Annotated in this window: 23 protein-coding genes; 15 read left to right on the plus strand and 8 right to left on the minus strand. The window is 70.8% G+C overall.

Annotation, left to right across the window (positions count from 1 at the left end; all coding sequences use genetic code 11):
• Positions 1 to 128: 128 nt before the first annotated feature.
• From P1V51_11790 to P1V51_11805, 4 genes are all read left to right on the plus strand, one after another.
• Positions 129 to 605, plus strand: a complete 477-nt coding sequence (locus P1V51_11790; protein ID MDF1563718.1) for a hypothetical protein — start codon at positions 129 to 131, stop codon at positions 603 to 605.
• A gap of 219 nt (positions 606 to 824) precedes the next feature.
• Positions 825 to 2,843: a serine protein kinase gene (locus tag P1V51_11795; protein ID MDF1563719.1), complete on the plus strand. Its 2,019-nt coding sequence runs from the start codon at positions 825 to 827 to the stop codon at positions 2,841 to 2,843.
• A 4-nt stretch (positions 2,844 to 2,847) separates the two neighbouring features.
• On the plus strand, positions 2,848 to 3,954 hold the full coding sequence (locus P1V51_11800; GenBank protein MDF1563720.1) for a DUF444 family protein: 1,107 nt from the start codon (positions 2,848 to 2,850) through the stop codon (positions 3,952 to 3,954).
• On the plus strand, positions 3,954 to 5,444 hold the full coding sequence (locus tag P1V51_11805) for a SpoVR family protein (protein ID MDF1563721.1): 1,491 nt from the start codon (positions 3,954 to 3,956) through the stop codon (positions 5,442 to 5,444). Before P1V51_11800 ends, P1V51_11805 begins: the two co-directional genes overlap by 1 nt.
• Here P1V51_11805 and P1V51_11810 read toward each other — a convergent pair whose 3' ends face one another.
• The gene (locus P1V51_11810) at positions 5,445 to 5,789 is read right to left on the minus strand and encodes a PqqD family protein (GenBank protein ID MDF1563722.1); all 345 of its coding nucleotides are present in this window, start codon (positions 5,787 to 5,789) and stop codon (positions 5,445 to 5,447) included.
• Between the two features lie 385 nt (positions 5,790 to 6,174).
• Here P1V51_11810 and P1V51_11815 point away from each other — a divergent pair, with 385 nt between their 5' ends.
• Both P1V51_11815 and P1V51_11820 read left to right on the plus strand, forming a co-directional pair.
• On the plus strand, positions 6,175 to 7,614 hold the full coding sequence (locus tag P1V51_11815; protein ID MDF1563723.1) for a peptidoglycan DD-metalloendopeptidase family protein: 1,440 nt from the start codon (positions 6,175 to 6,177) through the stop codon (positions 7,612 to 7,614).
• Positions 7,615 to 7,616: 2 nt separating this feature from the next.
• Entirely contained in the window at positions 7,617 to 9,527 is a 1,911-nt protein-coding gene (locus P1V51_11820; GenBank protein ID MDF1563724.1) for a glycoside hydrolase family 3 protein, read from the plus strand.
• Positions 9,528 to 9,539: 12 nt separating this feature from the next.
• Here P1V51_11820 and hutG read toward each other — a convergent pair whose 3' ends face one another.
• Genes hutG through P1V51_11835 form a run of 3 tightly spaced genes read right to left on the minus strand, consistent with a single transcriptional unit; the run spans position 9,540 to position 13,873 of the window.
• Positions 9,540 to 10,340, minus strand: coding sequence for an N-formylglutamate deformylase (gene hutG, locus P1V51_11825; GenBank protein MDF1563725.1), 801 nt, complete (start codon positions 10,338 to 10,340; stop codon positions 9,540 to 9,542).
• Complete coding sequence (locus tag P1V51_11830; GenBank protein MDF1563726.1) at positions 10,337 to 11,731, minus strand: formimidoylglutamate deiminase; 1,395 nt, start codon at positions 11,729 to 11,731, stop codon at positions 10,337 to 10,339. Before P1V51_11830 ends, hutG begins: the two co-directional genes overlap by 4 nt.
• Before the next feature lie 24 nt (positions 11,732 to 11,755).
• Complete coding sequence (locus P1V51_11835) at positions 11,756 to 13,873, minus strand: DEAD/DEAH box helicase (GenBank protein MDF1563727.1); 2,118 nt, start codon at positions 13,871 to 13,873, stop codon at positions 11,756 to 11,758.
• A gap of 180 nt (positions 13,874 to 14,053) precedes the next feature.
• Here P1V51_11835 and P1V51_11840 point away from each other — a divergent pair, with 180 nt between their 5' ends.
• Complete coding sequence (locus P1V51_11840) at positions 14,054 to 14,962, plus strand: RNA polymerase factor sigma-32 (protein ID MDF1563728.1); 909 nt, start codon at positions 14,054 to 14,056, stop codon at positions 14,960 to 14,962.
• Positions 14,959 to 15,585 carry a hypothetical protein gene (locus tag P1V51_11845; GenBank protein MDF1563729.1) on the plus strand — a complete coding sequence of 209 codons (627 nt, stop codon included), beginning with the start codon at positions 14,959 to 14,961 and terminating at the stop codon, positions 15,583 to 15,585. The genes P1V51_11840 and P1V51_11845 overlap by 4 nt, the downstream gene beginning before the upstream one ends.
• Before the next feature lie 15 nt (positions 15,586 to 15,600).
• Here the strand turns inward: P1V51_11845 and P1V51_11850 are convergent, their stop codons facing one another.
• Both P1V51_11850 and P1V51_11855 read right to left on the minus strand, forming a co-directional pair.
• On the minus strand, positions 15,601 to 16,287 hold the full coding sequence (locus P1V51_11850; protein MDF1563730.1) for a hypothetical protein: 687 nt from the start codon (positions 16,285 to 16,287) through the stop codon (positions 15,601 to 15,603).
• Positions 16,288 to 16,289: 2 nt separating this feature from the next.
• A complete protein-coding gene (locus P1V51_11855) occupies positions 16,290 to 16,559 on the minus strand; it encodes a hypothetical protein (GenBank protein ID MDF1563731.1) in 270 nt (89 codons plus the stop codon).
• Between the two features lie 87 nt (positions 16,560 to 16,646).
• On the opposite strand from P1V51_11855, the gene P1V51_11860 reads away from it, so the two are divergent.
• From P1V51_11860 to P1V51_11880, 5 genes are all read left to right on the plus strand, one after another.
• A complete protein-coding gene (locus P1V51_11860) occupies positions 16,647 to 16,886 on the plus strand; it encodes a hypothetical protein (protein ID MDF1563732.1) in 240 nt (79 codons plus the stop codon).
• A gap of 39 nt (positions 16,887 to 16,925) precedes the next feature.
• Positions 16,926 to 17,771, plus strand: a complete 846-nt coding sequence (locus tag P1V51_11865; protein MDF1563733.1) for a hypothetical protein — start codon at positions 16,926 to 16,928, stop codon at positions 17,769 to 17,771.
• Positions 17,761 to 18,528, plus strand: a complete 768-nt coding sequence (locus tag P1V51_11870; GenBank protein MDF1563734.1) for a DUF4159 domain-containing protein — start codon at positions 17,761 to 17,763, stop codon at positions 18,526 to 18,528. Before P1V51_11865 ends, P1V51_11870 begins: the two co-directional genes overlap by 11 nt.
• Complete coding sequence (locus P1V51_11875) at positions 18,528 to 20,825, plus strand: glutamine amidotransferase (protein MDF1563735.1); 2,298 nt, start codon at positions 18,528 to 18,530, stop codon at positions 20,823 to 20,825. The genes P1V51_11870 and P1V51_11875 overlap by 1 nt, the downstream gene beginning before the upstream one ends.
• A gap of 220 nt (positions 20,826 to 21,045) precedes the next feature.
• Positions 21,046 to 22,008 carry a hypothetical protein gene (locus P1V51_11880; GenBank protein ID MDF1563736.1) on the plus strand — a complete coding sequence of 321 codons (963 nt, stop codon included), beginning with the start codon at positions 21,046 to 21,048 and terminating at the stop codon, positions 22,006 to 22,008.
• Positions 22,009 to 22,410: 402 nt separating this feature from the next.
• Here the strand turns inward: P1V51_11880 and P1V51_11885 are convergent, their stop codons facing one another.
• Complete coding sequence (locus tag P1V51_11885) at positions 22,411 to 22,821, minus strand: hypothetical protein (GenBank protein MDF1563737.1); 411 nt, start codon at positions 22,819 to 22,821, stop codon at positions 22,411 to 22,413.
• Positions 22,822 to 22,912: 91 nt separating this feature from the next.
• Here P1V51_11885 and P1V51_11890 point away from each other — a divergent pair, with 91 nt between their 5' ends.
• Both P1V51_11890 and P1V51_11895 read left to right on the plus strand, forming a co-directional pair.
• The gene (locus P1V51_11890) at positions 22,913 to 23,518 is read left to right on the plus strand and encodes a class I SAM-dependent methyltransferase (protein MDF1563738.1); all 606 of its coding nucleotides are present in this window, start codon (positions 22,913 to 22,915) and stop codon (positions 23,516 to 23,518) included.
• Entirely contained in the window at positions 23,515 to 24,597 is a 1,083-nt protein-coding gene (locus P1V51_11895) for an NADH:flavin oxidoreductase (GenBank protein ID MDF1563739.1), read from the plus strand. Before P1V51_11890 ends, P1V51_11895 begins: the two co-directional genes overlap by 4 nt.
• A gap of 16 nt (positions 24,598 to 24,613) precedes the next feature.
• Here P1V51_11895 and P1V51_11900 read toward each other — a convergent pair whose 3' ends face one another.
• Positions 24,614 to 26,059, minus strand: coding sequence for a hypothetical protein (locus P1V51_11900; GenBank protein MDF1563740.1), 1,446 nt, complete (start codon positions 26,057 to 26,059; stop codon positions 24,614 to 24,616).
• Positions 26,060 to 26,217: the final 158 nt, after the last annotated feature.

Raw genomic sequence — 26,217 nt, forward strand, 5'->3', positions numbered from 1 at the left:
CCTCGGAGGCGCCCTCCTCTTTACGCCGCTCCACCGGGGGGCCCCCGCCTGGAGCCTCGGTCACTGGCTCGGCGTCTTCCCCGGGACGTTCCGCCCGAGCCAGGCCGCCATGGATGAAGCGGGGGCTGATGGCTTCTTCCGCTTCAACCAGGAGGTCCATCGCTTCGAGCTTCGGGTCGGCCGCTCGGCCCGGGCCCGTTGCCAGCGACTCCGCGCGCTGGCCGCCGAGCTCCACGGCCGAGTCCTTCCTGGAGACCCGCCTGCTCTGGGCGGACGACGCGGAGGGCCTGCGGACCCTCTCGCACCTCGTGCGGGAGATGCACTGGTCGAGCATCGCCGGGTACCCCGATCACCTGCAGATCATCAACCAGCGCAAGGGCGATCCAGACGGGATCCGGCTCTATCACTTCCTGCACGAGACCCGTGACGGCGCCGGCTGCGGCCCCGCCGCCGAGGAGGCCGGCCTCGCGGCGATCGAGGCTCGCTACGCCCGGGACTCCTGGAGCGGACTGCCGGTGGTGACCGACTGGCTGGAGAGGCGGCGGGCAGCGCCACGAGATCGCTGGGGTCCGATCAGCTGCCTCGACGACCCGGTCTGCGAATAGGACCGCGAACGTACACGTTCACGTACACGTCCACGGCTTTTCCCGGGTGTCCTCCCTTGCGCCCGGCCCGAAGGTTCTGGGGTATGATCGAGCCAAGAGGGGCCAGCGGAAACATTCCGCGAAGCTCCCCTGTTCTCGATCGCGAACACCAAGCCGAGGGAAGGCGCCATGAGCCCACCGACCGACGACACCCGCTCGCTGGTCACTGCCATCGCGAAGATGCAGGACCTGGACGACTACGAGGCCCAGCACTGGGAGGGGAGCCTCGAGGACTACCTCGGCATCGTCAGGGAGCGGCCGGCGGTGACCCGCACGGCCTACCAGCGCCTCTACGACATGGTCCTCTCCCACGGGAAGAGCGAGTACGTCGACAACAAGAAGAGGCTGGTCCACTACCGCTTCTTCGATGACCCCCTGGGCAAGGGGAAGGACGCCATCTACGGCCTCGACGTCCCGCTGATGAAGCTGGTGAACGTCTTCCGCTCGGCCGCCGAGAAGTACGGCACCGAGAAGCGCGTCATCCTCCTCCACGGTCCGGTGGGCTCCTCGAAGTCGACCATCGCCCGCCTGCTGAAGAAGGGCCTGGAGCACTACTCCCGCACCGACGAGGGCGCCCTCTACACCTTCCGCTGGAAGTTCGATCGCAAGCGCGTGGACGGCGTGATGGTGGAAGAGGAGATGCCCTGCCCGATGCACGAGGAGCCCCTCCACCTCATCCCCGAGGACCTGCGCGGCAAGGTCTTCCGGGACCTGCTGCCCCCCGACAGCAACCAGGGGCTGCAGGTGACCGGCGACCTCTGCCCGGCCTGCCGCTTCGTCTACAACGACCTGATGGAGCGCTACCGGGGCGACTGGGCCAAGGTGATGAGCCACGTCACCGTCACCCGGCTCATCCTCTCGGAGAAGAACCGGATCGGCATCGGCACCTTCCAGCCCAAGGACGAGAAGAACCAGGACTCGACCGAGCTCACCGGCGACATCAACTACCGGAAGATCGCCGAGTACGGGTCGGACTCCGACCCCCGCGCCTTCAACTTCGACGGCGAGTTCAACATCGCCAACCGCGGCCTGGTCGAGTTCATCGAGGTCCTCAAGCTGGACGTCGCCTTCCTCTACGACCTCCTGGGCGCCTCCCAGGAGCACAAGATCAAGCCGAAGAAGTTCCCCCAGACCGACATCGACGAGGTCATCATCGGGCACACCAACGAGCCCGAGTACCGCAAGCTCCAGAACAACGAGTTCATGGAGGCGCTGCGCGACCGGACCGTGAAGCTCGACGTCCCCTACATCACCCGCCTCTCCGAGGAGGTGAAGATCTACGAGAAGGACTACAACTCCGGCTCGATCAAGGGGAAGCACATCGCGCCGCACACCATCGAGATGGCCGCGATGTGGGCCGTGCTCACCCGCCTGGAAGAGCCCAAGAACCAGAGCCTGACCACCCTGCAGAAGCTCAAGCTCTACAACGGCAAGACCCTGCCCGGCTTCACCGAGGACAGCATCAAGGAGCTGCGCAAGACCGCCACCCGCGAGGGCCTCGACGGGATCTCGCCCCGCTACGTGCAGGACAAGATCAGCAACGCCCTGGTGAGCGACAAGTCGGAGGGCTGCATCAACCCCTTCCTGGTGCTCAACGAGCTGGACGCGGGCCTGCGCACCCACTCGCTGATCAGCAGCGAGGAGCAGCGCAAGACCTTCCGCGAGCTGCTCTCGGTGGTGAAGCAGGAGTACGAGGACGTCGTGAAGAACGAGGTCCAGCGCGCCATCAGCGCCGACGACGACGCCATCGACAAGCTCTGCGCCAACTACATCGACAACGTGAAGGCCTACACCCAGAAGGAGAAGGTCAAGAACCGCTACACCGGCCAGGACGAGGAGCCGGACGAGCGGCTGATGCGCAGCATCGAGGAGAAGATCGACATCCCCGAGTCCCGCAAGGACGACTTCCGCCGGGAGATCATGAACTACATCGGCGCCCTGGCCGTCGAGGGCAAGCAGTTCAACTTCCGGACCAACGAGCGCCTGCAGAAGGCCCTCGAGCTGAAGCTCTTCGAGGATCAGAAGGACTCGATCAAGCTCAAGAACCTCATCTCCAACGTCGTCGACAAGGACACCCAGGAGAAGATCGACGTCGTGAAGCAGCGCATGATCGAAGATCACGGCTACTGCGAGATCTGCAGCACCGACGTCCTCAACTTCGTGGCCAGCATCTTCGCCCGGGGTGACGCGAAGGACTGATCCCTTGTCGAGCTCGATCAAACAGGACCACGCCCGCTTCCGGGAGATCGTCCGCGGACGGATCAAGCAGAACCTCCGCAAGTACATCTCCAAGGGCGAGCTCATCGGCCGCCAGGGCAAGGATCTGATCTCGATCCCCCTGCCCCAGATCGACGTCCCGCGCTTCCGCTTCGGGCAGAAGCAACAGGGGGGCGTCGGCTCGGGTGAGGGCGAGCCCGGGGACACGATGGGCCAGGGCGAGCCGCAGCCCGGCAGCGGCGAGGCGGGCGAGGGCGAGGGGCAGCACGTCCTGGAGATGGACGTCAGCCTCGACGAGCTGGCCTCCATCCTGGGAGAGGATCTCGAGCTCCCCCGCATCGAGCCGAAGGGCAAGAAGAGCATCGAGTCGGTGAAGCTGCGCTACAGCGGCATCCACCACGTCGGCCCCAACGCCCTGCGGCACTTCCGGCGCAGCTTCAAGCAGGCCCTCAAGCGCTCGATCGCGGCGGGCACCTACGACGCGAAGAACCCGATCATCATCCCGATCCGCGACGACCTGCGCTTCCGCTCCTGGAAGGAGATCCGGCAGCCCGAGTCGAACGCGGTGATCATCCTGATGATGGACGTGTCGGGCTCGATGGGAGACGACCAGAAGGAGCTCGTGCGGATCGAGACCTTCTGGATCGACACCTGGCTGCGCAGCCAGTACGAGGGCATCGAGACCCGATACATCATCCACGACGCCGTCGCCCGAGAGGTCGACCGGGACACCTTCTTCCACACCCGCGAGTCGGGCGGGACGATGATCTCGAGCGCCTACAAGCTCTGCAAGGAGATCATCGAGGCCGAGTACGACCCGGAGAGCTGGAACATCTACCCCTTCCACTTCTCCGACGGTGACAACTGGTCCGCCGAGGACTCGCGCCTCTGCCTCTCGCTCCTCAAGGAGTCGCTGGTCCCCTGGTCCAACATGTTCTGCTACGGCCAGGTCGACAGCCCGTACGGCTCCGGGCAGTTCATCAAGGACCTCAAGGAGGCCTTCCCCCAGGAGGAGAAGGTCATCTGGTCCGAGATCCCCGACCGGGACGGCATCTACCGCAGCATCAAGGACTTCCTGGGGAAGGGGAAGTAATGCCCAAGCGCCTCACCCCACGCCTCACCGAGCTGCAGGTGGAGATCGAGGGCTACGCCCGGGACTACGGCCTCGAGCCCTTCTCGCAGATCTTCGAGGTCGTCACCTACGAGGAGATGAACATGGTGGCCGCCTACGGCGGCTTCCCCAAGCGCTACCCTCACTGGCGCTTCGGCATGGAGTACGAGCGGCTCTCGAAGAGCTACGCCTACGGGCTCTCGAAGATCTACGAGCTCGTGATCAACAACGACCCCTGCTACGCCTACCTCCTCGACACCAACTCGGACGTCGACTCGAAGACGGTGATGGCCCACGTCTACGGCCACAACGACTTCTTCAAGAACAACTTCTCCTTCGCGCACACCAACCGGAAGATGCTCGACGCGATGGGTAACCACTCGACCCGGGTGCGGCGCCTCATCGACAAGCACGGCATCGAGGCGGTGGAGACCTTCATCGACCGCTGCTACTCCCTCGAGAACCTCATCGACCCCCACTCCCCCTTCATCCGGCGGGTGGCCGCGGAGTCCGACGAGACCGAGGCCAGCCCCCGCGACCCGATCCACAAGCTGAAGGTCGAGCGGGAGTACATGAGCGGGTACATCAACCCGGAAGCGTTCATCGCCGAGCAGCGCGAGCGGGCCAAGGTCGAGCGAGAGCAGGCCCGGCGCTTCCCGCCCGAGCCGCGCCGGGACGTGCTGCACTTCCTGCTCGCGCACGCCCCCCTCGAGCCCTGGGAGCTCGACCTGCTCGAGATCATCCGCGAGGAGGCCTACTACTTCGCGCCACAGGGCCAGACCAAGATCCTCAACGAGGGCTGGGCCACCTACTGGCACTCGAAGATCATGACCCAGCGGGCCGTCCGCGACGACGAGATCATCGACTACGCCAACGCCCACGCCGGGGTGCTCGCGACCTCGGGCCGCCAGCTCAACCCCTACAAGCTCGGCCTCGAGCTCCTGCGCGACATCGAGCACCGCTGGGACACCGGCCGCTTCGGCAAGGAGTTCGACGAGTGCCGCGACATGGCCGAGCGGCGCAACTGGAACCGCCAGCTGGGGCTGGGCCGGGAGAAGCTCTTCGAGGTCCGGAAGCACTACAACGACGTCACCTTCATCGACGCCTTCCTCACGCCCGAGTTCTGCATCGACCAGAAGCTCTTCACCTTCGAGTGGAAGGAGAAGGGCGACCGCTGGGAGATCGTCACCCGGGCCTTCCGGGAGGTGAAGCAGAAGCTCCTGGGGATGCTCACCAACTTCGGGCAGCCCATCATCGAGGTGCTCGACGGCAACCACGAGAACCGGGGCGAGCTGCTCCTCGTGCACCGCCACGAGGGCGTGGACCTCAAGCAGGACCACGCCCACGACACCCTCGAGAACCTCGCGGCCCTCTGGCGCCGGCCAGTGCACCTCCACACCCTCGTCGACGAGAAGGGCATGCTCCTCTCCTTCGACGGCCGGGAGCACGCCGAGAAGGCGCTGGAGTTCTAGCTAGGTCCGCAGGACGCCGGCCCGCAGGAGGGTGAGCACCGCCCCGGCGACCTCGGGCAGGACCCGCCCCGGGGGCTCGTCGTAGCGCTCGCTCAGGTGAGCGGCGATCTCGGCCACCGTCCGGCTCCCGTCGCAGTGCTCCAGGATCTCCCGGGCCGTCGGGTTGAGGGCGAGCCGGGCCCCCTCGGCGGTGCGGACCTCGATCTCGGCCGCCCCGGGCCTCACCTCGAAGGCCAGCCCGGCCCGGAGCCGCGGCCGGCGCGAGGCGAGGCGTCGGGGCTCCCAGCCGGTGCCGAGGACCACCGCCAGGCCCCCGAGGCCACGCAGCAGGGCCCGCCGGCTCACGCGCCCGCGTGCCGGGGCTCGGCGCCCTCCTGTGACCTCTCGCTTCACCCTGATGCCCTCTCCTTCGGGGTCCTCCAGGCCTCGTGGAGCACCCCCAGGGCCGGAAGAGAGCAAGATCGCTGCCAGTCGCCCGATCTGGGGGGGTAAGCGCCGGCAAGCGCCGGATCCGGCCGATCCCGGGAGATCCGACCCGGCGGGGCAATCCCGGATCCGGCACTGACCGTCCGGCCGACCGGATCCGTCCTCCCTTCAGGAGATCCCTGCCGGAGCCCCATCAGAGGGCCAGAAAACGGGTGCTAAGTTTTTGGCGCCCGCCGGGGCCGCTGGTATACAGCCCCTGTATCGCCCTGTTGCGGCCTGTACCACCGGGAGCCCCACCACCTCCATGTCCTCCGAGCCCGACTCCACCCTGCAGCTCGTCGACGAGGAGGCGCCTTCCGGTCAGCACCGGGCGCGTCTGATCCTCGCGGCCGGCCTGGCGCTCTTCACCGGCGTGAACCTCGCGGTGATCGTGCTGCGCCCGCCGGCCGACGCCGGGGCGCCCGTGGTGAGCGAGCCCGAGGCCGTCGAGGCCGCGCCGCCCGCCCTGGCCGGCGTGGAGGCCGTCCCCGAGGCGCCGGCCCCGACGCTGACCCTGGCTTCCTCCGTGCCCGCGCCCTCGCCCTCGGGGGAGGCCGCGTCGCGGCTCGGCTCGAACCCCGCGGATCAGGTCGTCTCCCACCGGGTGATCACCGGCCGCCTCGAGGGCCGGGAGACGGTGGGCGGCGCCCTCGCCCGGGCCTCGCTCTCCTACGAGCAGGTCGACTCCATCGTGAAGGCGCTGAAGGGCGTCTTCGACTTCCGCTACGCCCGCGCCGGTGACGCCTGGCGGGTGAAGCTCGATCCGGACGGCGGCCTCCTCTTCTTCGAGTACGAGCGCTCGCTGCTCGAGAGCTACTGCGTCTCCCGAGAGGGAGAAGAGCTCATCGGCTACCGCAAGGAGGTGCCGGTGCAGTCCGAGGTGGCCATGGTCACCGGACAGGTCGAGAGCTCGCTCTACGAGAGCATGATCGACGCCGGCGAGAGCCCGGGGCTGGCCCTGATGCTGGCCGAGGTGCTCGCCTGGGACATCGACTTCTACCGGGACCCCCGCGCCGGCGACACCTTCAAGATCATCGTCGAGAAGGAGCGCTACAAGTCGCAGACCCTGCGCTACGGCAAGATCCTCGCGGCGGAGTACGCCGGCGGTGTCGGGCGCTACCGGGTCTTCCGCTACACCTCCCCCACCGGGGGTGAGACCTTCTACGACGAGAACGGCCAGAGCGCGCAGAAGGCGCTGCTCAAGTCGCCGATGAAGTTCGCCCACATCACCAGCACCTACGGGAATCGGCGCCACCCCATCCTCGGTTACAACCGCATGCACCAGGGCGTGGACTACGGCGCGCCGACCGGCACGCCGGTCTGGGCGGTGGGCGACGGCACCGTCGTCTGGGCGGCCCGCAAGGGCGCCAGCGGCAACCTCGTCGGCCTGCGCCACACCAACGGCTACACCAGCTGGTACGCCCACCTCTCGAAGATCAAGGTGCGCCAGGGGCAGCGGGTCCACCAGAAGGACGTCGTCGGCCTGGTGGGCTCCACGGGCCGCAGCACCGGCCCCCACCTGCACTACAGCGTGAAGAAGGACGGCACCTTCATGGATCCCCTGAAGATCAAGCTGCCGCCCCGCCGCCCCCTGCCCCAGTCCACGCTGCCGGACTACCAGAAGCACATCGAACCACTGCAGCGCTGGCTGGACACCCAGGGCGAGGTGGCGATGCTCCACACCATCGACACGGAACCGCTCTGATCGTGAAGCTCGCCCGCCGCCTGCCCCTCCTCGCCCTGCTCCTGACGCTGGCGAGCACCTCCCCGAGCGCCGCCGACTCCGGCCGAGCCCTGGTCGCGGGCGCCGGCAGCACCCTCGCCTCCACCGGTGAGGCGCCGGCCAGCTGGGAGAGCCTCGGCGCCCCGAGGCCGGCAGCGCCGCCGCCGGTCGATCCGGCCTGGCAGCAGCTGGGCGCCCCCGCCCACAAGATCCGGCGCCCCCTGCAGCGCGACCCGGTGGTCGAGCGGCGCATCGACGACCTCCTCGCGAAGATGAGCGTCGAGGACAAGGTGGGCCAGCTCCTCTTCGTGGGCTTCGGTGGCACCGAGGTCGAGCAGGGCGGCGCCATCGAGCAGCTGGTGAAGGGCAAGAAGGTGGGCGGCGTCGCGCTCTTCTCCCGCAACGTGAAGTCGATCCCCCAGGTGGGCCGCTTCACCCGCGAGCTGCGCGACCTGCTCCCCGAGCTGCCCCCCTTCATCGCGGTCGATCAGGAGGGCGGCAACGTCGTGCGGCTGCGCGAGCCGACCACCGTGCTGCCCTCGAACATGGCGCTGGGCGCCGCGCGCGACCTCGATCTCACCCGCCGGGCCGCGGCCTCCCTCGGCCACGACCTCTGGCTGCTGGGCTTCAACATGAACCTGGCGCCGGTGCTGGACGTGAACAGCAACCCGGCCAACCCGGTCATCGGCATCCGCTCCTTCGGTGAGGATCCGAACCTCGTCGGCGGTCAGGGCGGCGCCTACGTGCAGGGCCTGCAGTCGGCGGACGTCTCGGCGGTGGCCAAGCACTTCCCCGGTCACGGCGACACGGGCAGCGACTCGCACTACGACATGCCCTCCCTGCCCCACGACACGGCCCGCCTCCTCTCGGTGGAGCTGGTCCCCTTCCAGCAGGCCATCGACGCGAACCTCGACGCGGTGATGACCGCCCACATCGCGCTGCCGGCGGTGGAGGGCGTCCCGGGGGTGCCCGCGACGGTCTCCCACCGGGTGCTCACCGGCCTCCTGCGCGAGACCCTGGGCTTCGAGGGGATCATCATCACCGACGGCCTGGAGATGAAGGGCATCGTCGACGCCTATGGCTCGGGCCCCGCCGCGGTGAAGGCCGTGCAGTCGGGCGCCGACATGGTCCTGATCCTCTGGACCAAGGAGAAGAAGGAGGAGGTCCACCAGCACCTCCTCACCGCCGTGCGCGAGGGAACGATCTCGCGTGAGCGCCTCGACCTCTCGGTGCGCCGCATCCTGCGGGCCAAGATCGCCCGGGGCGTCCTCGACCGGCCGCCGCCGGGCCTCGACGCCGCCCTGGCCGAGCTCGGCACCGGCGAGCGCGGCCGCAAGATCGCCCAGGAGGTCGCCGACCGCTCCCTCACCCTGGTGCGCAAGAAGGAGGGCCTCACGCCCATCGACCGCACGCGCTACCGCAAGATCGTGCTGCTCTCGGGCGACGGCACCCTGGCCACCGAGCTCTCGCGCCGTCTGCCGGAGCTCTCGGTGGTGCGCACCCGCTCGGTGCCCAACCGCGCCCGCAAGCAGCAGGACGTCGAGCGCACCATCGCCCTGTGCAAGGGCGCCGACCTGCTCATCGTCGGGGTGCTGAACCGCTACCACACCGAGATGCTCCGGGAGGTGCGCTCGGCCTGCTCGAAGCCCACGGTGGTGGTCTCCCTCGGCTCGCCCTATCTCCTCGGCGAGATCCAGGACGTCGACGCCTACCTGACGACCTACTCCTACCGGGAGACGGCGGCGAAGGCGGCGGCGCGCTTCCTCGCCGGCGAGATCCCTGCGCCCGGCGTGCTTCCGGTCTCCCTCCCCGGCCTCTACCCGGTGGGGCACACCGCCGAGGCCCAGCCGGCCGCGACCGCGCCCGGCCGCAAGACCGCCCTCGCCTCGCCCTGAAGCGGGCGCGGCCTAGGCCGAGACGAAGGCGGTGAGCGCCGCCCCGAGGTGGGCCCGCAGGATCTTGGCCCTCCCCTCGTCGTAGGGCCAGGGGGCCGCCTCCTCGAGGAGGTAGTTCGAGGTGCGCATCTCCAGCTGGAGGGCGTGGACGCCCCCCTCCGGATCGCCGAAGTGGCGGGTGATGTAGCCGCCCCGGAAGGGCTGGTTGTGGGCCACCTGCCGGCCGGCGGCGACGAGCGCCTCGCGGAAGTCCTCGCTGCGCTCGGGCGCGCAGGCCGCGCCGGCGGCGTCGCCGACGACGCACTCGGGGAGGGTCCCCTCGAAGAGGGCGGGCACCTCGGCCTTGATCGAGTGGGCCTCGAAGAGGCAGACGAAGCCGAAGCGCTCCTTCAGGGCGGCCAGCTCCTCGGCCAGGCGGTCGTGGTAGGGCTGCCAGTAGCGGGCCCGCCGCTCGGCGATCTCACCGGCGTCCGGCGCCTGCCCCTCCCGGTAGAGCGGGCGGCGGTCGAAGGTCTCGGTGGGGCAGAGGCCCGTCTCGAAGCGGCCGGGGTAGAGGGGCCGGCTCTCGGGGTCGCGGTTCAGGTCGATGACGTAACGAGAGAAGCGCGCGGTGAGCAGGGTGCCGCCGAGGGCGGGCACGAAGTCGTAGAGGCGCTGGAGGTGCCAGTCGGTGTCGGGCAGGTCGCGCAGCACCTCGGGATCGAGGCGTGGCTCCAGCTCGAGGGGGATGCCGGTGCCGCAATGGGGGACGCTCACCAGCAGGGGCAGGGCCTCCCGCTCGGGCGGCCGCAGGTCGAGGACGGGGGGGCTCATGCTCTCTCCTTCAGGCGGCGCATCGCCCGGGCGAAGCCTTGCGCGTGACGCTCACGCTCCCGGTGCCGGCCCTGGTGGACGACCCAGCGGCCCTGGCAGAGCACCTCGCTCACGGCGCCCTCCCCGCCCCCGAGGAGGAAGGCCGAGAGCACGCTCTCCCGGTCGTGACCGAGGAGGCGGGGGTGGTCGGGATCGAGGGCGACGAGATCGGCCGGGCGCCCCACCGCGAGGTGCCCTCCCTGACCCAGCGCCCGGGCGCCGCCCTCCACCGCCCTCTGCCAGAGGGCCTGCCCCACCCTCCCCTCGGCGGCGGGGAGGCCTGCCGCGAGCAGGCAGCGCCGGCCGGCCTTCAGGCGGGCGCCCCACTCGAGGAGGCGCAGCTCACCGGCGGCCGAGGCGCCCACCTGGGAGTCGGAGCCGATCCCGAAGCGCCCGCCGGCGGCCAGGTAGTCCTCGGCGGGGAAGAAGCCGTCGCCCAGCGAGGCCTCGGTGCTCGGACAGAGGCCCGCCACCGCGCCGCTCGCGGCCAGGCGCCGGGTCTCGTCCGCGTCCAGCCAGGTGGCGTGCACCAGGCACCAGCGCTCATCCACGGGCTGGTGGTCGAGGAGCCAGGCGACCGGCCGCGCGCCCAGGGCCTCCTGGCAGCCCTCGACCTCGGCGGGCTGCTCGGCGGCGTGGAGGTGCTTCAGGGTCGCCGGGTCCAGGGCCTCGACCAGCGCGGAGAGGCTCTCCGGGTCCACCGCCCGCAGGGAGTGCGGCGCGGCGCCCAGGAGGACCTCCGGGTGGTCCCGCAGCCGCGCCTCGAGCGCCTGCCAGTAGCCGAGGTAGGCCTCGACCCCCGGGAAGACGAAGCGCCGCTGCTCGGCCAGGGCCGGCCTCCCGAAGCCCCCGTGGAGGTAGAGCACCGGCAGGAGGGTCAGCCCCATGCCGGTGCCCTCGGAGGCCGCGACGATCCCGCCGGCCAGCTCGGTGGGGTCCTCGTAGGGCCGGCCGTCGGGGGCGTGGTGGAGGTAGTGGAACTCGCCGAGGCGGGTGTAGCCCCCCTCCAGGAGCTCGACCTGCAGCCAGGCGGCGATCGCCTCGAGCTCGTCGGGCTCGATGCGCAGCGCCACCCGGTACATGGCCTCTCGCCAGCTCCAGAAGTCGTCCCGCGCGCCGGCGGCGGCGACCTCGCCCAGGCCGGTCATCGCCCGCTGGAAGGCGTGGCTGTGCAGATCGGGCATGCCGGGCAGGACCCAGCCCGGCAGGTGCTCGGCCTCGCCCTCGGGCGCGGCGCCCTCACCCAGCGCCTCGATGAAGCCCTGCGCGTCGAGCTTCAGCCAGGCCGGACCGCGCCAGCCCTCCTCGAGGAGGAGGTGGTCGACGGTGATCAGCCGGGGGCGAGGAAACATCGCCCCCGACTATAGGGTGAGATGCTAGCGGCGGCGACGGCGGCGGCGCGCCTTGGCCTTCTCGACCTTGAGGGCGTGGCCGCCGTGCTCGGTGCCGTCGAGGGCGAGCAGCGCCTCGAGCACCTCGTCCGCCTCGACGTGGAGGAAGCTGGCCCGGGCGGTCACGTCGATGTTGCCGAGCTTCCCGGCCTCGAGGGAGGTCGCCTCGGCCAGGAGGGAGCGCACGGCGTCCTCGTCCAGCCCGGACTCCTCGCCGAGGCCCACGTAGACCCGGTTGCCCGGCTCCTCGCTCTCGCTCCGATCGTCGTCGCGCTCGCGGCGCTCACCCCGCGGCGGCTTCGAGCGGGCCCGCTCCACCTTGAGGGTGTGGCCTTCCTGCTCGGTGCCGTCGAGGGCGAGGAGGGCCTCGAGGACCGACTCCTCGGGCTCGAGGAAGCTCGCCCGGGGGGTCACGTCGATGCTGCCGAGGCTCTCGGGCTCGAGGGAGGCGGCGGCGGCCAGCAGGGCGCGCACGGCCCCCTCGTCCAGCCCGGACTCCTCGCCGAGGCCCACGTAGACCCGGTTGCCCGGCTCGTCGCGCCGGCCCCGGTCGCGATCCCGGCCACGGCCGCGATCCCGATCCCGGTCCCGATCCCGGCCGCGGTCCCGGTCCCGGCCGCGATCCCGATCCCGATCACCGCGCTCCCGCCGACCGCGCCCGCGGTCGTCGTCCCCGCGCTCCCGGGCCGCGCGGGTCGGCTTGCCGCTGGGCACCCGCTGGGCGCGGCGGCCGACCGAGAAGTAGGCCTTGAGGGCGAAGGCGATCAGGTGGAGGCCGTCGGGCCGCTCCATCAGCTCGCGGGCCAGGGGCAGGTAGGCCTCGAAGACGCTGCCGTCCATGCCCTCCTGCAGCTCGGCGATGTGCCGCTCGGCCCAGTGCTTGCGGGCCTCCTCGGCGTCCGGCAGGTCGCGGCGATCGAAGTCGACGCCGTACTGATCGGTGAGGGCCTTGAGGGTGTGCAGGTCGCGCCCGCTGAAGAGCGAGATGGCCTTGCCCTCGCGGCCGATCCGGCCGGTGCGGCCGACCCGGTGCATGTAGATGGCCGGGTCCTCGGGCAGGGAGTAGTTGATGACGTGGGTGAGGCCCGAGATGTCGATGCCGCGGGCGGCCAGGTCGGTGGCGACCATGAAGCGCAGCTCGCCGCTCTTGATCTTGCCCATCACCCGCTCGCGGTCGCTCTGGGAGAGGTCGCTGTTGATCCGCTCGGCGTCGAGGCCGTGCTTGTTGAGCATGGCCGTGACCATCGAGGTGTCGTCCCGGGTGTTGCAGAAGATCAGGGCCGCCGGCGGGTTCTCCTTCTCCACCAGGTGCAGCAGGCTGCGCGGCTTCGGCGTGTCCTCGCGGGTCTCGTAGAGGATGTTCTCGATGCCCTCGACGCTGAACTCGTCACCGGAGAGCAGGATGGTCTCGGGGTCGGTGGTGAAGCCGCCGATGATCGTCTCGATGTCGGGGGAGACGGTCGCCGAGAAGAGGAGGGTCTGGGCGTCGTCGGGGGTGTGCTTGAGGATCGCCATCACCTCCTCGAAGAAGCCCATCGAGAGCATCTCGTCGGCCTCGTCGAGGGTGCGGATCTTCACGCCGGAGAGATCGAGGTTGCCCCGCCGGATGTGGTCGAGGACCCGGCCGGGGGTGCCCACCACGAGGGTGGCGCCGGACTTCAGGCCGTCGATCTGCTTCTGCATCGAGGCGCCGCCGTAGATGGCGACCACCTCGTGGCCGCTCTCGCCGCCCAGGGCGGTGAGCTCGTCGGCCACCTGGAGGGCCAGCTCCCGGGTGGGGCAGAGGACGAGGCCCTGGGGCGCGCCGGCGCCGCCGTCGAGCTTCTCGACCATGGGGATGCCGAAGGCCGCGGTCTTGCCGGTGCCGGTCTTGGAGCGGACGATGAGGTCGCCGCCGGCCAGGGCGGGCTCGACGACCCGGGCCTGAACGGCGGTGGGGTGCTGGTAGCCCTTCTTCGCGATCCCGGCCAGGGTGGCCTCGGAGAGCTCGAAGTCGGTGAAGAGGGTGTCGGTCAGGACGGTGCCGCCCTCGGAGGGGGCGTCGGTGGTGGTGTCGGCCTCGGGGGCCTCGTGCTCGTCGTTCATGGTCTCGGGGTCGCTCATCGGTGCTCCGGATGGGGGGGCGAGGTTGCGCTTCGCCAGATCGTGCGCACTCTGCGGGGAGTGCAAGGAGGGGCAGTCGGGACGGGGCGGACGTACGTCAGTGGCGCCTGGTCCCACCTGCTGCTAGGAACGCGATGGATAGACCATCTGGGTCTCCCTGTCACTACCGTACTGATCTCCATGTCCGAGGAATCCAAGCGGCCTCCGGCCTCCAGCGGCGCCCTCGCCCGCGTCGATCCCCTCACCCGCTATCTCAACGAGATAGGGCGGCACCAGCTGCTCACACGGGAAGAGGAGCACGAGCTGGCCGTCCGCTACCAGGAGCAGGGGGACGTGGACGCCGCCTACAAGCTGGTCACGGCCAACCTGCGGCTGGTGGTGAAGATCGCCAACGAGTACCGCCGGGCCGCCTTCAACCTCCTGGACCTGATCCAGGAGGGCAACGTCGGCCTGATGCTGGCGGTGAAGAAGTTCGACCCCTACAAGGGCGTGAAGCTCTCCACCTACGCCGCCTGGTGGATCCGCGCGTACATCATCCGCTACGTGATGGACAACTGGCGGATGGTGAAGCTCGGCACCACCCAGGCCCAGCGCAAGCTCTTCTTCAACCTGCGCAAGGAGAAGCGGCGGCTGGAGAACCTCGGCTTCAAGCCCGAGGCCAAGCTGCTGGCCGCCAACCTCGACGTCACCGAGAAGGAGGTCGTCGAGATGGAGCAGCGCCTGGGCGCCAGCGAGCCCTCGATCGACACCCCCTACGGGGACGAGGAGGGCGGACAGACCCTGGGCGACCGCCTCACCCTGGACGGCGAGGGGGCCGACGAGGTGCTCGGCGACCGGGAGCTGAAGGCCATCTTCCGGGAGAAGCTGGCCGAGTTCGAGGAGAGCCTCGACGACGAGCGCGAGCGCTTCATCTTCGAGAAGCGCCTCGTCTCCGAGGAGCCGATGACCCTGCAGGACATCGGCGCAAAGTTCGGCGTGAGCCGCGAGCGCGCGCGTCAGCTGGAGGCCCGGCTGGTGAAGCGGCTGCGTGAGTACATGGAGAGCCAGCTCCCCGACTTCGGGATGCTGGTGGTGGAGGGGATGGAATGAAGTGGCGCTACGTCCTGCTGGCGGCGGTCCTGGTGGTGCAGATCCCGCTCTTGCACCAGGCCTGCTGGTCGGCGCCGCCCGCCAGCCAGTCCCTCCCCTTCGCCGACGACTTCGAGCGCGCGGAGCTGGGGCCGGCCTACGGCACCTTCTTCCACGCCGCGCGGCCGAAGATCGAGGCCGGGCGCCTCTGGACCGGCGAGGTGAAGAACAACCCCATCTGGCTGGACCTCGAGCTGCCCGAGGACGTGGTCGTCACCTTCGACGTCCAGGCCACCGCCCGGGCGGGTGACGTGAAGTGGGAGCTCTTCGGCAACGGCCGCGACCACGAGAGCGGCTACGTCTTCGTCTTCGGCGGCTGGACCAACACCATCTCGATCATCGCCCGCCTCGACGAGCACGGCAGCGACCGCAAGGAGCGCAAGGACTTCCGGGTCGATCCCGCCCGCGTCTACCAGATGCGCGTCGAGCGGAAGGCCGGCCACCTCAAGTGGTACGTGGACGGCACCCTCTTCCTGGAGTGGAAGGACGAGAGCCCCCTCACCGGCACGGGCCACGACCGCTTCGGCTTCTCGGCCTGGGAGACCCCGGCCTACTTCGACAACCTGCGGATCGAGGCGCTCTAGGGGCCTCCGCGCCGCTCACTCGAGGTACTTCGCCCAGCGCTCCTTCTGCTCGGCGTCGTCCCGGGCCTTCTGCCGCTCCTCCTTCTCCTTGGCGCGGCGGGTCCGGTTCTCCTCGGGGTCACCCTGGGCCAGCTGGGCGACCATCCCGGCGAGGGCCACGATGCCGATGAGGGAGAGGGAGACCAGGGGCCTCCCGGGCAGGCCCTGGAGGAAGGGCAGGATGGCCACCAGGCCGGTGTAGACCAGGAAGGCGCCGACCACCGCCGTGAGGGCCACGCTCATCACCTTGATGAGCATCACCGCCAGCAGGCCGCCGAGGACGAAGCCGGCCACCGCGCCCCAGAGGACCATCTCCCGGTCGCCGGCCGCCCCGGAGAGGCCCTCGGCACCGATCACCGCGCCGACCCCTCCCCCGAGGACGAAGACCCCGATCTGCCAGGCCGGCCAGGCCAGGCCCGCCAGGACCAGGCTCACCGGCAGGGCGATGTACATGGGGGTGATGCCGAAGTGGACCCCGGTGATCCGGCCCAGCTCCCAGCCCGCGGCGGCCCCCACCCCCACGATGAGCAGGCGGAAGATCCGCCGCCCGAAGAAGCAGTAGGCCGCCCCCACCCCCAGCAGGATGGCCCCGGCCACCAGGGGGAGCCCCCGGCCCAGGGTCAGCAGGGTGGGCAGCGAGAGGGAGTCGAGGAACTGCTGCATGCTCATCCGTGCCGGAGCACGACCCCCAGCAGGAAGACCACGGCCCAGAGGCCCAGGGCGGCGAAGAAGATGCCCAGGGCGAAGGGCTCGAGGCGCAGCGAGCGGCGGGTCGCCTCCAGGAGGGCCCGATCCGCCTCGTCCACGCTGCCCGCCGCGGCGGCCTCGACCCGCTCGGCCAGGGCGACCAGGTCCCCGGCGGCCCGCAGGCCCTCCAGCTCCACGGCCAGGTCACTCAGGGCCTCTCCGGACCGATCTTCCTGCGCCTTCCCCATGGGTGATTTCTACCCCGGTCTCGCCAGCGTTGCCCAGCCGGGCCGCCGCGTGGTAAACGCCGCCCCTTCAGCCGTAAAGGAGACGACATGTCCGACGAGACCCAGCAGATCGAAGAGACCGAGAAGACCGAGACCCCGGCCGCCGTCGCCGAGGCGCCCGCCAAGGCCGCCGCCCCCATCGAGGAGCAGGCCGAGGAGAAGAAGGACGTCGAGATGACCATGTGCATGGTCAGCAAGCAGATGGTGCCCCTCGAGGAGACCATCGAGCTCGAGCGCAAGAAGGGTGAGGTGCTCCGCATCCACTCGCGCTACAAGAAGTTCAACTAGGCCTTCCAGTTCCTCTCGAAGATGGCTGCCTGGCGCCTGGTGGCTGCCACAGCCATCCTCCCTGCGCTCCTCGCCGCCTGCGCTGGCGGGGAGCCGCGGCCCCCCACGGATCCTCCCGGGTCCGAGACGCTCGAGCTGCGCCTGGCGCTCCTGCTCCCTCCCGAGCTGGAGGAGGACGCCGCCGAGGGCTTCGCCCGCAGCGTGACCGTGGTGATCGAGAACCGGGGCGAGCTGCCGGCCGTCGTCCTCTCCCTCGCGGCGGAGGGGATGGGCAGCGGCGAGCGAGCGCTCTTCGTCCCGGGCCCCGAGGGCAGCGGGACGCTGCGGGCCTTCGGCTTCCTCCCCCCCGGCGAGAGCGTCCGCTACCGGCTGGGGGTGAGCTACCCCCGCGCCGGCTCGGGCCCCCTGCGCCTCTCGGCCCGGATCCGGCCCCTGTCCGCCGGGACCCCCGGAAAGGTGATGGAGGAGGTGATCCTCCCGGTGGAGGGCGAGGAGACGGGCCTCTCGGCGAGCGCGTCGATCAGCGTCGCGCCCCGCAGCTTCGACCTGGCGGCGGCCCGCGCCCGGGCCCGCGCGGCGGCGGGAGAGGAGCCCACCGAGGCGGCATACAGCCGCACCCTGGGGGGTTGGGTCCTCCTGATGCCCTCCGCCACCCTCCTGTGCACCCCGGGCGAGACCCGGGAGCTGACCGGTCTTTCCCTGGCCGCCGTCCACCTGATGGACCAAACTGGAGAGACCGTCCCGGTCCTCGACGGCGAGGGCCGGCTGCGGTCGGTTCCCAAGGGGCCGCTCCTGCTGCTCCTCCTGGAGGAGGCGCGGCGGGACGGCAAGACGATCAGCACCGGTGAGTACGCGGAAGGAAAGGAGGCCCTCGTTGTCGAATGAACGCTCGCGCCTCCTCCTGCGCCGCGACCTCCTGCGCCTGGGCCTCGCCTCCCTCGCCGGCCTGCTCCTCCCCGGAAGGGCCGAGGCCTTCGGCGCCTCGAGCAAGCTGATCTTCGCCCTCCTCGATCACGGCAGCGATCCCGATCCGAGGCCGACGGCCCTGCGCCGCCTGGCCTGGGAGATCGTGAAGCGCACCAGCATCGACTGCGAGCTGGACACGGTGCGGCTGAAGGCGAACTCCCCGGCCCTCTTCAAGCACCCCCTCCTGGTCCTCACTGGGCGGCAGGGGCTCCCTCCCCTCTCGGCGAGCGAGGCCGCCTCCCTGCGCCGCTACCTCACCTACGGGGGCACCCTCTTCGTGGACAGCACCGAGGGCGGCCCGGGCTCGGCCTTCGACCGCTCGGTGCGCGAGCTGCTCCTCGAGGTCTTCCCGAAGCAGCGGCTCGCGCCCATCGAGCGCGACCACGTCCTCTACAAGAGCTTCTACCTCCTCGAGAGCGCCGGCGGCCGCGTCGTGCGGCGCCCCTACCTCGAGGGGATCCAGCACGATGACCGCTACGCGGTGATCTACAGCCAGAACGACTACCTGGGCGCCTGGGCCCGGGACGACCTGGGCACCTGGGAGATGGAGATGGACGCGCGGCGGCGCGAGCTCTCCTTCCGCTTCGGGGTCAACCTGGTGATGTACGCCCTCTGCCTCGACTACAAGGACGACCAGGTCCACCTCCCCTTCATCCTCAAGCGGCGGAAGACCTGATGCCTCCCGCCCCTCCCGAGTTCAACGACTGGACGGTGGCCCTGGGCACCTCCCTGCCCGGCTGGGCGCTGGCCCTGCTGATCGCGGGGCTGGGCGTCGCCTTCTATCGCGCCTCGCGGGGCCTCGCCCGCGAGCCCCGCCCCTGGCGGCGGCGCCTGCTCCTCTCCCTGCGCCTCTCGGCCTCGGTGCTCGTCGCCCTGCTCCTGCTGGAGCCCGCGATCCAGCTCCTCCAGGTGCGGCGGGTTAAGAACCGGGTGGCGGTGCTGGTGGACGTCTCCGAGAGCATGGGGCTGCCGGCCCGCGCCGGAGGGCCCTCCCGCCTCGACGACGTCCGGGCGCTCTTCCAGCAGGCGCGGCCGGCCCTCGACGCGCTGGCCGAGGGCTTCGTCTTCGAGTTCTTCACCTTCGCCGAGCGCGCCACTCCCGGCACCCCGGCGGTCCTCGACACGGCGGCCGCCGACGGGCGCCGCAGCGACCTGGTCGGCGCCCTCGAGGCCGCCGCGGAAGGGGGCGCCGCCGGCCGCAAGCTGGCCGGCCTGCTGGTCTTCTCCGACGGCGCCGACACCGAGGCCCTCCAGGAGGGGCTCACCCCCGAGGTCCGGGATCGCCTCGAGGCCCTCGACGCCCCGGTCCACACCTTCCTGGCCGGCAGCGCTGACGCCCTGCAGGACCTGGCCGTCACCCGGGTGCAGGCCGACGCCTTCGCCTTCGTCCGCAACGCCCTCGAGGTCGACGCGACGATCCGCTCCCACGGCCTGCGCGAGCAGGAGGTGCCGGTGGTGCTGCGGCGGGAGGGCCGCATCGTCGCGCAGACCACCGCGAAGATCGGCGCCGGAGAGGACGCGACCGTCACCTTCCGCTTCACTCCGGACACCACCGGGAAGTTCATCTACAGCGTCTCGGTGCCGGTGCTGGCCGGGGAGTCCCTCACCACCAACAACCAGCGCACCTTCATGCTGAAGGTGATCCGCGACCGGATCCGGGTGCTGCAGGTGGCCGGGCGCCCCTCCTGGGACGAGCGCTTCCTCCGGGGCCTCTTCAAGCGGGACCCCAACGTCGACCTGATCTCCTTCTTCATCCTGCGCACGAAGCAGGACGACACGACGGTGGCGAACTCCGAGCTCTCGCTCATCCCCTTCCCCACCGACGAGCTCTTCACCAAGCAGCTGAAGACCTTCGACCTCGTGATCTTCCAGAACTTCGACTACTACCCCTACGAGGTCGCCCGCTACCTGCGGAACGTCGCCGACTACGTGCGGGACGGCGGCGCCTTCGTGATGATCGGCGGCGAGAAGAGCTTCGGCGCCGGCGAGTACCAGGGCACCTACATCGAGGACATCCTCCCGGTGCTGGTGCCCGGCCGCGGCGCGCTCTCCGAGGATCCGAACCCCTTCGTCCCCCGCCTCACCGACGAGGGCCGCCGTCACCCCATCACCCAGCTGGCCCGCCACGCCGCGGGCACCGAGCAGGTGCTGGCCTCGCTGCCCGAGCTGGAGGGGATGAACCTGGTGCGCAGCTTGCGCCCCGAGGCCCAGGTGCTGCTCGCCCACCCCTTCCTCCAGGTCGACGGCCAGCCGGCCCCGGTGGTGGCGGTCAGCCAGATCGGCCGCGGCCGCTCGATGGCCGTGACCAGCGACTCCACCTGGTTCTGGTCCTTGCCCGCCGCGGGCCAGGGCTCCGACCGGCGGGTCTACGACCGCTTCTGGACCAACGCCCTGCGCTGGCTGGTGCGGGATCCCGATCTCACCACCCTGCGCGTGCGCAGCCGCAAGGACGTCTACCAGCCGGGCGAGAAGGTCGAGCTGGAGGTCGCGGTGCGCGACCAGGACTACGGCGCCGCCCGCGGCGCCCGGGTGAAGGCCGAGGTCCTCGCCACGGACGGCAGCCGCGTCGCCCTCCTCGAGGGCACCGCCGGCGAGGACGGCGTCGCCACCCTGGAGACCACGCCCCCGACGCCGGGCGCCTACAAGGTCATCGCCTCGGCCTCCATGGCCGAGCGCCCCGACACCTCCCTGGGCCAGGAGGTGGGGGTCTTCGCCGTGCGCCGCACGAGCGTCGAGCTCCTGGATCCCGCGCCCCGGCCGGCCATCCTGGAGGCCATCGCCGAGGCCACGAAGGGCTCGCATCACGCCCTGCCCCTCTCGAACCTGCCCGAGCTCGACCTGGTCGATCCCGAGATCGTCGAGGTCGGCCGGAAGAAGAGCGTCGACCTCTGGGATCGCTGGGGCTTCATCGCCCTGATCCTCGGCCTGCTCTCGACGGAGTGGTGGTTCCGCCGGCGCTGGGGTCACCTCTGAGAAGTTCTCCGACCTGCGACTGTTCCCTACATCTCCTACAGCGACAGGGCGATCCCCGATCGCCTAGACTGATCCGCGAGTGGGCGGGGGGCTCGATCACACGCAACCCACACCGACCTGCCGCGCTCCTTTCGGTTTGCTCCCCCGAGTAGAGAGGACGGTGTCGGCATGGTGAAGGCCCCCCCCGGTTCTAGCCGCTCTGATCGTCTGCAGTGGGGCCTTGCTTCCGGCTGAGACCGAGGCGGCGCTCGGCTGTCCCGCAGGCAAGGTCGAGGTGATCACCGACTGCTCGGCCTCGCTCCTCGATGAGGGCTGGTCGCCCGACCTCCGGCAGGCGCCCTGGTCGGTGAGTTCCGACGGCAGCCACTGCATCGTCGAGGCAGACGCGGGCGGGCGCATCGGGATCTCTCGTTTCGATTCCATCACCGGACTCGCAGAACTCTACCGGGTAGCGTTCCGGGTACGGGTAGAGGACCTGGTGCCCACCGCACAGGGTGGAGTCACCTTGCTGGGAACCTCCCAGGACAAGCAGATCCGCCTGGACGTCAACGGCCCCAACGGCAGCAGCAGCACCATCTACCTGGTGGGGGACCCGGTGCCCTTCTCCCTCGACGTCCGGGTGGAGCACGACTTCGAGCTCCTGGCCGAGCGGGACGGAGTGGTGACCCTCCACGTGGACGGGGCCCCTGCGAAGTCCATGCCCTGGGCGAACCTCCTGGACGAGACCGCGGTGCCCGCCGACCAGATTCTGTCGCGGATCCTGGTGGTGGACGCCACGGCAACCTACGACTTCATCGATATCGAAGCCTGCGAACCGGGCCCCGCGGAAAACCTCCAGATCTCGATCCGCACGAGCATCGACCCCGGGGCCGAGAACACCCCCCTGCGAGGCGGCACGGGTCAGACCCTGGCCGGGATGGAGCGGCTCTACGGCACGGCCGAGCGCACGGAACTGTACCTACGCAGCGATCCCGGTAACCCGACCACGGAGCGCATCGTGACAGTCTCGCAAGTGCCCGAGCTGGTGATCCTGGCAACGACGGTTGCCGACGACTCGGTCCGACCGCTGCTGGCCTACGACACCCCGGAGGGCTGGCTGACCGAGATGCGGGTGGTGCTCACGGACCTCTGGATAGACATCGACGGCGAGACCCATCCGGGATTCCAACGGAGCAGTAGTTGACTGCGAATCCCGCTTTCAGACGCTACCGAATCAGCCACCGCCCACGCAGGAGTGGGGTGATGAGTTCCAAGTCTACTGCCCCACCGATATGGACCTCGCGTGGATTACCATGAGCCCAGCTCCGATGGCGGGCTCGGTGGCAGCCTCGTTTCCCATTCCCGGCGAACGGACCCGTCTGGAGCCATGGACCATAGACGAAGAGTTCGGAGGAGAGGGCTGGTATCCCGTACGAACGGAGTTCCCTGACGGGATTCGCTCGAACTCCGGCGCCGCAGGTTGCGAGAGCGTGAGCTCTCGTGGGTCTCGTGCTGCCTTTCTGATGCTGTTCTTGATCCCCGTGTTCTTCCGGCGCCTCATTCAATTGGAACCGGGCAGGCAGCAAGAACACCCGGAAGCAAGGGCCTACAGACCGGCCAGGAGGCAGAGGGCGGCGGCGGCGAGCCCGGCGAGGGCGAGGAGGAAGCCGAGGCAGCCGCAGCCCAGGCAGCCCCCCTTCCTCTCCAGGGTCGCCCGGAAGAAGGCCCGGCCGGCGGACTGCCCGATGAGGGGGAGCGCCGCGATGGCGACCTGACCGGCGGTCCGGCGCCAGCGCTCGCGCTCCTCCTGCTCCAGCTTCTTCTGGAGGATCGCCTTCTGCACCGCCACCCGCTCCCGGTACTTCATCTCCTCCCGCGTGCGGACCACCTCCAGCTCGCCCTCCTCGGGCAGGAAGCGCAGGTGGGCGCCGCAGTACTCGCAGAGGGCCTCGACCTCGCCCAGGGGCAGCTCGAGGGGGGCGGCGCAGTTGGCGCAGTTGCGGGTCTCGGTGGTCATGGGCCGCCCCAATCTACCTCCGGGAGGCGCGAGGGAGCAGCCCCTCGCACCGGGGCTGGCCTCAACGGGCCACCGGTCTAGACTCGCCGCCATGACGGATCACTTCCAGGACAAGGCGGCCGACTGGGACGCGCGGGACACCGTGCGCGAGCTCTCGCGGGCGGTGGGGGCGGCCATCCTCGAGCGCGCGCCCCTCGCCGCCGGACAGCGGGTCCTCGACTTCGGCGCCGGCACCGGCCTCATCGCCGCGCAGGTGGCCGCCCGGGTCGAGCGGGTCACGGCGGTGGACGTCTCCCGGGCGATGCTCGACGCCCTGCTCGCCAAGCCCGAGCTCGAGGGGAAGGTCGAGGCGGTCTGCCAGGACATCCTCGAGGCGCCCCTCGGCCGCAGCTTCGACGGCATCGTCAGCGCGATGGCGATGCACCACGTCGAGGACACGGGGCGGATGATCCGCAGCTTCGCCGACCACCTCGCCCCCGGCGGCTTCGTCGCCCTCGCCGACCTCGACCTCGAGGACGGCACCTTCCACCCGGCGGACGTCGAGGGGGTCTTCCACCAGGGCTTCGACCGCGCCGCCCTCGGCGCGACCCTCGAGGCGAGCGGCTTCGTGGACGTCGACTTCGCCACCGCCCACACCGTCGAGAAGGAGGGCGGGAGCTACCCCGTCTTCCTCGTCCTCGCGCGCAAGGCCTCATGAGCGCGGCGAGGCCCTTCGAGCCCCTGACGCTGCGGCACGGCCCGGACTGGCCCAACCGCTTCATGCTGGCGCCGCTGACCAACCGCCAGAGCCACGCCGATGGCACGCTGGGCGAGGACGAGCTCACCTGGCTCGCCCGGCGGGCCGAGGGCGGCTTCGGGCTGACCATGACCTGCGCGGCCCACGTCCGCGAGCGCGGGGTGGGCTTCCAGGGCCAGCTCGGCATCTGGAGCGACCGCCACCTCGAGGGCCTGAAGCGGCTCGCCGATGCGCTCGCCCGGACGGGGACTCACTCGGCGGTGCAGCTCCACCACGCCGGGCTGCGCACCCCGCCCGACCTGATCGAGGGCGCCCCCGAGGCCCCCTCCGACGACCCGGAGACCGGCGCCCGCGCCCTCGACGCCGACGAGCTCGAGCGGGTGAAGGACGACTTCGTCGCCGCGGCGAGGCGGGCCGAGCGCGCGGGCTTCCACGGGGTGGAGCTCCACGGCGCGCACGGCTACCTCCTCTCCCAGTTCCTCAGCCCGGAGCAGAACCACCGCCAGGACCAGCACGGCGGATCGCTGGAGAACCGCTCCCGCCTCCTCTTCGAGCTCGTCGACCGCATCCGGGACGAGTGCGGGGCCGGCTTCAGCCTCGGCGTCCGGCTCTCCCCCGAGCGCTTCGGCCTGCGCCTGGAGGAGATGAAGGAGGTCGCCCGCCGGCTCCTCGGCGAGGGCAAGATCGACTACCTCGACCTCTCGCTCTGGGACGTCTTCAAGCTGCCCGAGGAGGACCCCCACGGTGACCGGACCCTCCTGGAGCACTTCACCTCCCTGGAGCGCGGCGAGGTGAAGCTCGGCGCCGCCGGCAAGATCCTCACCGGCGGGGACGTCCGCCGCGCCCTGGCGCTGGGGCTGGACTTCCTGGTGATCGGACGGGCCGGGATCCTGCACCACGACTACCCCCGCCGGGTGGAGGCCGATCCGGACTTCGAACCCGTCGCCCTGCCGGTGAGCGTCGACCACCTGCGCTCCGAGGGGGTCGGCGAGGCCTTCGTGGACTACCTGCGCCTGAGGGAGGGCTTCGTCGCGCCCTAGCGAGTCGCCCCGCGCCTCACTCGCAGACCTCCGCGACGCAGGTGCCCGGCTCCACCCGCAGCCGGCAGGTGAAGCCGGCCGCGCACTCGAAGAGGCAGGCCTCCCCCTGTGCGGGGATGAGGACACAGGTGAGGTCGTTGCCGCTCGCGTTGACGCAGGCGAGGCCGGGGCCGCACTCGTTGCCGCCCGGGCAGGGATCCCCCGCGCCCCGCCACGCCGCGCAGGTCTGCCCCGCGCCGTGGTCGCAGAAACCGTCCCGGCAGAGGTAGCCGCTCTGGCAGGGCTCACCCACGCCGGGGCTCGCCTGGCAGGTGCCGCCCACGCAGCCGTGACCGGGCTGGCAGTTGACGTCCGCCGCGCAGGCCTCGCCGGCGCCCACCGGGGCGCCGCAGGTGCCCTCCCCCTTGGCGAAGGAGAAGCAGGTCAGCGGTGGGGCGCACTGGGCCGTGCCCATCAGGCAGGGCTCGCCCTCGCCCGGCAGCGGCTGGCAGGTGCCCCCGGTGGGATCGCAGCCGAAGCCGGCGGCGCAGTCGCTGGCGAAGGTGCAGGGCTCGCCCGCGCCCGCGCCGGGCAGGCACCGCTCGGCCGAGAGATCGCAGCGCAGGCCGTCCGCGCACTGGGCGGTGTCGAGGCAGGGCTCGTAGGCCTGCGCCTTCTCGCCGCAGGTGCCCGCGAGGCGCTTGCCCTCGCAGCGCAGGCCCTCGGCGCAGTGGGGGTTACCGAGGCAGGCCTGGTCGGCGCCGACCCGGGCGACGCAGGTCTGGAGGTCCAGGTTACAGGCCGCCCCCTCGGCGCAGCTCCCCGGCAGGGTGCAGGCGCTCCCCTCGGGGATCCCCGCGGCACAGGTGCCGCCCGCCTCGCAGAAGAGCCCCTCGGTGCAGTGCCCGGCGGCGGTGCAGGCGCCCCCCTCTCCGCGCGGCGCGCCGCAGACCGGGCTGGCCCCGGGCAGGCAGACCAGCGCGTCGGCGCAGGGCAGGGTCGCGGCGCAGACCTCTCCCGCCCCGGAGGGAAGGGTGCAGGTGGAGACCCCGGTGACGCCGGGGGTGCAGACGCCCTCGCCGCCGGCGCAGGGAGCGCCCGCGCTCACCTCGGCGCAGGGCTCACCGGCCGCGGCGGTGTCCCGGAGGGGCTCGCAGGCCTGGCCGGGCGCCGGCTGGCGGCAGCCCTGCCCGGCGTCGGCGATCGCCTGCTCGCAGGCCGCGAGGCCCTCCGCGTCGAGCTTCACGGCGCCGGAGTCGAGGGCGTCCACCAGCGCCTCGGCGTCCTCCCGGCACGCGGCGCTTTCGCGCTCCACGCAGCTGGCGTCGGCCCCGCAGCAGCTCGCCTGGACCTCGCAGCGGGCGGTGGCCAGGCGGGTGCACAGCTCGTCCACCTGCTTCTTGCCGTCCGAGCAGCCGAGGACCCCCAGGAGCAGGGCCAGGCCCAGGATCGGCTCGACGGGATGGTTCCTGCGACGCAGCATGCTTCCTCCGCGGACATTGGAAACACAAAGCCCGGGTCCCTGGAAGTCGAGCGGCGCTCTCGGGCTGCTAGACTTCGGCCATGCTTCGCCTCCTGCCCCTCGCCCTCGGCCTGCTCCTCCTCTCGGCCTGCGCGGGGGATCCGCCGGGCACCGTTCGC

This window comes from Deltaproteobacteria bacterium, from assembly GCA_029210625.1.
GTDB lineage: Bacteria > Myxococcota > Myxococcia > SLRQ01 > SLRQ01 > JARGFU01.

Bases quoted from the DNA above. Each gene is read 5' to 3' on its own strand.
- P1V51_11900 (MDF1563740.1), bottom strand. From the start codon at position 26,059: ATGCTGCGTCGCAGGAACCATCCCGTCGAGCCGATCCTGGGCCTGGCC.
- P1V51_11795 (MDF1563719.1), top strand. From the start codon at position 825: ATGCAGGACCTGGACGACTACGAGGCCCAGCACTGGGAGGGGAGCCTC.
- P1V51_11890 (MDF1563738.1), top strand. From the start codon at position 22,913: ATGACGGATCACTTCCAGGACAAGGCGGCCGACTGGGACGCGCGGGAC.
- P1V51_11830 (MDF1563726.1), bottom strand. From the start codon at position 11,731: ATGTTTCCTCGCCCCCGGCTGATCACCGTCGACCACCTCCTCCTCGAG.
- P1V51_11835 (MDF1563727.1), bottom strand. From the start codon at position 13,873: ATGAGCGACCCCGAGACCATGAACGACGAGCACGAGGCCCCCGAGGCC.
- P1V51_11840 (MDF1563728.1), top strand. From the start codon at position 14,054: ATGTCCGAGGAATCCAAGCGGCCTCCGGCCTCCAGCGGCGCCCTCGCC.
- P1V51_11885 (MDF1563737.1), bottom strand. From the start codon at position 22,821: ATGACCACCGAGACCCGCAACTGCGCCAACTGCGCCGCCCCCCTCGAG.
- P1V51_11815 (MDF1563723.1), top strand. From the start codon at position 6,175: ATGTCCTCCGAGCCCGACTCCACCCTGCAGCTCGTCGACGAGGAGGCG.
- P1V51_11855 (MDF1563731.1), bottom strand. From the start codon at position 16,559: ATGGGGAAGGCGCAGGAAGATCGGTCCGGAGAGGCCCTGAGTGACCTG.
- P1V51_11860 (MDF1563732.1), top strand. From the start codon at position 16,647: ATGTCCGACGAGACCCAGCAGATCGAAGAGACCGAGAAGACCGAGACC.
- P1V51_11875 (MDF1563735.1), top strand. From the start codon at position 18,528: ATGCCTCCCGCCCCTCCCGAGTTCAACGACTGGACGGTGGCCCTGGGC.
- P1V51_11790 (MDF1563718.1), top strand. From the start codon at position 129: ATGGCTTCTTCCGCTTCAACCAGGAGGTCCATCGCTTCGAGCTTCGGG.
- P1V51_11895 (MDF1563739.1), top strand. From the start codon at position 23,515: ATGAGCGCGGCGAGGCCCTTCGAGCCCCTGACGCTGCGGCACGGCCCG.
- P1V51_11845 (MDF1563729.1), top strand. From the start codon at position 14,959: ATGAAGTGGCGCTACGTCCTGCTGGCGGCGGTCCTGGTGGTGCAGATC.
- P1V51_11850 (MDF1563730.1), bottom strand. From the start codon at position 16,287: ATGCAGCAGTTCCTCGACTCCCTCTCGCTGCCCACCCTGCTGACCCTG.
- hutG (MDF1563725.1), bottom strand. From the start codon at position 10,340: ATGAGCCCCCCCGTCCTCGACCTGCGGCCGCCCGAGCGGGAGGCCCTG.
- P1V51_11805 (MDF1563721.1), top strand. From the start codon at position 3,954: ATGCCCAAGCGCCTCACCCCACGCCTCACCGAGCTGCAGGTGGAGATC.